4 protein-coding genes are annotated in these 4,243 nt (G+C 55.0%); all 4 read left to right on the top strand.

The window, feature by feature from the left end; genetic code table 11:
• The coding region (gene astD, locus FDW87_RS14785) for a succinylglutamate-semialdehyde dehydrogenase (protein WP_252363195.1) at positions 1-1,089 on the top strand (1,089 nt) is incomplete at its 5' end.
• Positions 1,086-2,429, top strand: coding sequence for an N-succinylarginine dihydrolase (gene astB / locus FDW87_RS14780; RefSeq protein WP_049271265.1), 1,344 nt, complete (start codon positions 1,086-1,088; stop codon positions 2,427-2,429). The genes astD and astB, both read left to right, overlap by 4 nt.
• Positions 2,422-3,387, top strand: coding sequence for a succinylglutamate desuccinylase (gene astE, locus FDW87_RS14775; protein WP_049040430.1), 966 nt, complete (start codon positions 2,422-2,424; stop codon positions 3,385-3,387). Before astB ends, astE begins: the two co-directional genes overlap by 8 nt.
• A 349-nt stretch (positions 3,388-3,736) precedes the next feature.
• Complete coding sequence (spy, locus tag FDW87_RS14770) at positions 3,737-4,222, top strand: ATP-independent periplasmic protein-refolding chaperone Spy (RefSeq protein WP_003030629.1); 486 nt, start codon at positions 3,737-3,739, stop codon at positions 4,220-4,222.
• Positions 4,223-4,243: the final 21 nt, after the last annotated feature.

Raw genomic sequence — 4,243 nt, 5'->3', positions numbered from 1 at the left:
CGCCATCGCCCGCACGGCGTGCTGGCGGTTTTTGGCCCGTATAACTTCCCTGGCCATTTACCCAATGGTCATATTGTTCCGGCACTGCTGGCAGGCAACACATTGATTTTCAAACCCAGCGAGCTGACGCCGTGGACCGGTGAAGCCGTGACAAAGCTGTGGGAGCAGGCGGGATTGCCGCCGGGTGTGCTGAACCTGGTGCAGGGCGGTCGCGATACGGGGCAGGCGCTGAGCGGGCAGGACGATCTCGATGGCCTGCTGTTTACCGGCAGTGCCAATACTGGTTATCAACTGCATCGACAGCTATCCGGCCAGCCGGAAAAAATCCTCGCTCTGGAGATGGGGGGCAACAACCCGCTGATTATTGAGAACCCGGAAGATATTGATGCCGCAGTGCATCTGACTATTCAATCCGCGTTTGTCACCGCCGGACAGCGTTGTACCTGCGCCCGTCGCCTGTTAGTTAAAAAAGGCGCGCAGGGGGATGCGTTCCTGACGCGTCTGGTGGACGTCAGCCAGCGTTTAATGCCCGGCAACTGGGATGCAGAACCGCAGCCATTTATTGGCGGGCTGATTTCCGAACAGGCCGCGCGGCATGTCTATGATGCCTGGCAGCGTCTGGAGTCGTTAGGAGGCCGGACGCTGTTAGCGCCACGTCTGGTGCAAGCCGGAACGTCACTGCTCACCCCAGGGATCATCGAACTGACCGGGGCAGCGAACGTACCCGATGAAGAGGTCTTTGGACCGCTGCTTGGCGTCTGGCGTTATGACAGCTTTGATGACGCAATTCGTATGGCGAACAACACCCGCTTTGGATTGTCGTGTGGGTTGGTTTCCCCCGATCGCAGCCAGTTTGATCAACTGCTGCTTGAGGCGCGGGCCGGGATCGTCAACTGGAATAAGCCGTTAACCGGCGCGGCGAGTACAGCGCCGTTTGGGGGCGTTGGCGCTTCCGGGAACCATCGCGCCAGCGCGTGGTATGCCGCAGATTATTGCGCCTGGCCGATGGCAAGTCTGGAATCACCGGCCCTAACGCTGCCAACGACGCTTAGCCCCGGCCTGGATTTTTCTCGCGAGGATAAGCTATGAAAGCCCGTGAGGTAAATTTTGATGGTCTGGTGGGGCTGACCCACCACTATGCGGGGCTGTCATTTGGTAATGAGGCCTCAACCAAACATCGTTTTCAGGTATCGAACCCGCGTCTGGCGGCGAAGCAGGGTCTGCTAAAGATGAAAGCGCTGGCGGATGCGGGATTTCCCCAGGCGGTGATCCCGCCTCATGAGCGGCCGTATATTCCGGTGCTGCGTCAGTTGGGCTTTACCGGCCGCGACGAACAGATACTGGAGAACGTGGCGCGTCAGGCGCCTCACTGGCTCTCCAGCGCCAGCTCCGCATCGTCTATGTGGGTGGCGAATGCGGCAACGGTCTGCCCTTCAGCCGATGCGCTGGACGGGAAAGTGCATCTGACGGTGGCGAATCTGAATAATAAGTTTCACCGTTCGCTGGAAGCGCCGACCACCGAAGCGTTGCTACGGGCGATTTTCCGTGATGAGAATAGTTTTACGGTCCACGGCGCGTTACCCCAGGTTGCGCTATTCGGTGATGAAGGTGCGGCAAACCATAACCGCCTCGGCGGGGATTACGGCGACCCTGGCGTACAGCTGTTTGTTTACGGTCGTGAAGAAGGGAATGCGTCCCATCCGAAGCGCTATCCGGCGAGGCAATCCCGTGAGGCCAGCGAGGCGGTCGCCCGACTGAATCAGGTTAACCCGCATCAGCGCATTTTTGCCCAACAAAACCCGGACGTTATCGATCTTGGCGTGTTTCATAACGATGTGATTGCGGTGTCGAATCGCCAGGTACTGTTTTGTCATCAGCTGGCGTTTGTCAGACAGCAGGCGTTGTTCGATCAGTTACGCAGTCAGGTGGCAGGTTTTACCCCGCTGGAAGTCCCGGCTGCGGAAGTGTCGGTGCAGGATGCGGTGACTACCTATCTGTTTAACAGCCAGTTACTGAGCCGTGATGACGGTTCGATGATGCTGGTCCTGCCGCAGGAGTGTCGGGAGCATGCGGGCGTGTGGCGGTATTTGAACCGTCTGCTCGAGGAAGACAATCCGATCGATGACCTGCAGGTATTCGATCTGCGTGAAAGTATGTCCAACGGCGGCGGTCCGGCATGTCTGCGCCTGAGAGTGGTGCTTACGCCACAGGAGCTGCAGGCCGTAAATCCGGCGGTTATCATGAACGATACGCTGTTTAACACGCTGAATAATTGGGTCGACCGTTACTATCGCGATCGTCTTACCGCCGCCGACCTTGCCGACCCGCAGCTGTTGCGTGAGGGGCGTGAAGCGCTGGATACGTTGACGCAATTGCTCAACCTCGGCTCTGTGTATCCCTTCCAGCAGGAGAGGACCAGCCATGGATAATTTTCTGGCCCAGACGCTGGCAGGGATAACCCCCGAGACAACCGAGGGCACAGCTCGCGGCTTTTCCTGGCAGTGGATTGGTCATGGGATTCTGGAGCTGACGCCGGACACTCCGGCGGAATATTCGCTGGTGCTGTCTGCGGGGATCCACGGTAATGAAACGGCCCCGGTAGAGATACTTGATTCAATTCTCTCCAGGCTGTTTAGCGGTGAACTAACGCTGACATGGCGGCTGCTGGTGATTCTGGGGAACCCGCAGGCGCTGGCGGCGGGACAACGTTATTGTCATAGCGACCTGAACCGTATGTTTGGCGGCCGTTGGCAGATTTTTGCCGCGAGTGAAGAAACGCACCGAGCTCATCAGCTTGAGCTGTGTCTGGAGGATTTTTATTCGCGGGCGAAAGAGCCAGTCCGTTGGCATCTGGATCTGCACACCGCGATTCGCGGCTCGCAGCATCTGCGCTTTGGCGTGTTGCCACAACGCAACGTTGCCTGGGACGAAGATTTTTTGGGATGGCTGGGAGAGGCAGGGCTGGAGGCGCTGGTTTTCCATCAGACACCTGGCGGCACGTTCACCCATTTTAGCGCTGAACATTTTGGCGCGCTGGCCTGCACGCTGGAACTGGGTAAAGCGCTGCCGTTTGGACAAAACGATCTGACTCAGTTTGCGCAGACGGCAGATGCGCTGGCGAAGCTGCTAAAGGGCGAGCGAATGTCACCGGGAGAAACATCTCCGCTGCGTTACCGCGTGGTGTCGCAAATCACGCGGCGTAGCGACGATTTCATTCTTCACATGGATAACCAGACGCTCAACTTTACCCCTTTTACAGAGGGCACCTTGCTGGCGCAGGACGGTGATGAACGTTTTACCGTCACCCATGATGTTGAATACGTTCTTTTTCCAAATCCAAACGTGGCCTGTGGTTTACGTGCAGGATTGATGCTCGAAAAATTGTGACAAATATATATGCCCTTTTGGTTTATCCCTAAGGGCTTATTTTTGCGTGCTGTTTTTATTTATTACGGATTATTCCTGGTGAATTGCTTTCTTAATAATCAGGGATGAGGTATAGTTCTTCATAATCCCTTCAAAATCATCCCGTTGTAATTTTTCATTGCAACTCTGCGCAATTTATTCTTTTTTTCTCCATAATTGATGAAAGTTTGTTTTTTACACTTTCATTGTTTTACCGTTGCTCTGATTAATTGACGCTTAAGCCGGTAAAGTTAATCTCGTCAACACGACATCACATTGCATAAGAGTCGCATGAGTGTCGTAAAAATAACTGAAAGAAAGGATAGAAATTATGCGTAAACTGACTGCTCTGTTTGTTGCCTCTACCCTGGCGCTGGGCGCTGCTAACCTGGCCCACGCCGCTGACACGACAACAGCTGCGCCAGCTGATGCCAAACCAATGATGCACCACAACGGTAAGTTTGCCCCGCATCATGACATGATGTTTAAAGACCTGAACCTGACCGATGCGCAGAAACAGCAGATTCGCGAGATCATGAAAGGTCAGCGTGATCAGATGAAACGTCCGCCGCTGGAAGAGCGCCGCGCAATGCACGACATCATCGCCAGCGATAGCTTTGATAAAGCGAAAGCGGAAGCGCAGATTGCGAAGATGGAAGAACAGCGCAAAGCCAACATGCTGGCGCACATGGAAACCCAGAACAAGATTTACAACATTCTGACCCCGGAACAGAAAAAGCAGTTTAATGCCAATTTTGAGAAGCGTCTGACAGAACGTGCCGCGCAGAAGGGTAAAATGCCGCAAGCTGCTGAGTAATCGTTCAGCGTCTACACTATA

Source organism: Citrobacter sp. wls826 (assembly GCF_005281245.1).
Lineage (GTDB): Bacteria > Pseudomonadota > Gammaproteobacteria > Enterobacterales > Enterobacteriaceae > Citrobacter > Citrobacter braakii.
Note: the sequence above shows the minus strand (reverse complement) of the source record. Positions and strands in the feature narration are given on the sequence as shown.